This window comes from Acinetobacter sp. NIPH1876 (assembly GCF_022808535.1).
In the GTDB taxonomy this organism is placed as follows: domain Bacteria; phylum Pseudomonadota; class Gammaproteobacteria; order Pseudomonadales; family Moraxellaceae; genus Acinetobacter; species Acinetobacter higginsii.
In genome coordinates this window covers 1-1727 of record NZ_JALGBR010000042.1, presented here as the reverse complement: position 1 = coordinate 1727, position 1727 = coordinate 1, and the positions used below count along the sequence as shown (strand labels likewise).

Genomic DNA, 1727 nt, shown 5'->3' with positions numbered 1-1727 from the left:
TCTGTGATTTATCACAGTTTACTACTCACCGACGAGGTGGTAGTTAATCATTAACAGATTAGAAAATTGAGTCTGAAATAAATTGTTCACTCAATTCATTCGAAAGAATGAGATTGAGAACTAGCAAAAACACTGAATCAAGCGTTTTGGTATATGAATTTAGATTGAAGCTGTATGGTGATTAAGTTCACAGACAACGAATAGTAGCAATTAAGTTTGCAACGATAACACTGACTTGTATGTGTTAACGACTGTTTGGGGTTGTATAGTCAAGTAATTAAGTGCATGTGGTGGATGCCTTGGCAGTCAGAGGCGATGAAAGACGTAATAGCCTGCGATAAGCTCCGGGGAGGCGGCAAATATCCTTTGATCCGGAGATTTCTGAATGGGGGAACCCACCCGCTATAAGGCGGGTATCATAAGCTGAATACATAGGCTTATGAAGCGAACGAGGGGAAGTGAAACATCTCAGTACCCTTAGGAAAAGAAATCAATTGAGATTCCCTTAGTAGCGGCGAGCGAACGGGGAGCAGCCCATTAAGTTGTGTGTGTTCTAGTGGAACGCTCTGGGAAGTGCGAACGTAGAGGGTGATATTCCCGTACACGAAAGGGCACACACAATGATGACGAGTAGGGCGAGGCACGTGAAACCTTGTCTGAATATGGGGGGACCATCCTCCAAGGCTAAATACTCCTGACTGACCGATAGTGAACCAGTACCGTGAGGGAAAGGCGAAAAGAACCCCTGTGAGGGGAGTGAAATAGATCCTGAAACCGCATGCATACAAGCAGTGGGAGCCGACTTGTTCGGTGACTGCGTACCTTTTGTATAATGGGTCAGCGACTTATATTCAGTAGCAAGGTTAACCGAATAGGGGAGCCGTAGAGAAATCGAGTCTTAATAGGGCGTTTAGTTGCTGGGTATAGACCCGAAACCAGGCGATCTATCCATGAGCAGGTTGAAGGTTGGGTAACACTAACTGGAGGACCGAACCCACTGTCGTTGAAAAGCCAGGGGATGACTTGTGGATAGGGGTGAAAGGCTAATCAAGCCTGGTGATAGCTGGTTCTCCCCGAAAGCTATTTAGGTAGCGCCTCGGACGAATACCATTGGGGGTAGAGCACTGTTTCGGCTAGGGGGTCATCCCGACTTACCAAACCGATGCAAACTCCGAATACCAATGAGTACTATCCGGGAGACAGACTGCGGGTGCTAACGTCCGTAGTCAAGAGGAAAACAATCCAGACCGCCAGCTAAGGCCCCAAAATCATAGTTAAGTGGGAAACGATGTGGGAAGGCATAGACAGCTAGGAGGTTGGCTTAGAAGCAGCCACCCTTTAAAGAAAGCGTAATAGCTCACTAGTCGAGTCGGCCTGCGCGGAAGATGTAACGGGGCTAAAACTATGTGCCGAAGCTGCGGATTTGACTTTAAGTCAAGTGGTAGGGGAGCGTTCTGTAAGCCGATGAAGGTGTATTGAGAAGTATGCTGGAGGTATCAGAAGTGCGAATGCTGACGTGAGTAACGACAAAACGGGTGAAAAACCCGTTCGCTGAAAGACCAAGGGTTCCAGTCCAACGTTAATCGGGGCTGGGTGAGTCGACCCCTAAGGCGAGGCCGAGAGGCGTAGTCGATGGGAAATTGGTTAATATTCCAATACTTCTGTGTAATGCGATGAGAGGACGGAGAAGGTTAAGTCAGCCTGGCGTTGGTTGTCCAGGTGGAAGG

The 1727-nt window shown here is 47.9% G+C and carries 1 rRNA gene; it reads left to right on the top strand.

The annotated features are described in order from the left end of the window. Window positions 1-267: 267 nt before the first annotated feature. Window positions 268-1727 (top strand): 23S ribosomal RNA (locus MN869_RS20295); the annotation flags it as partial.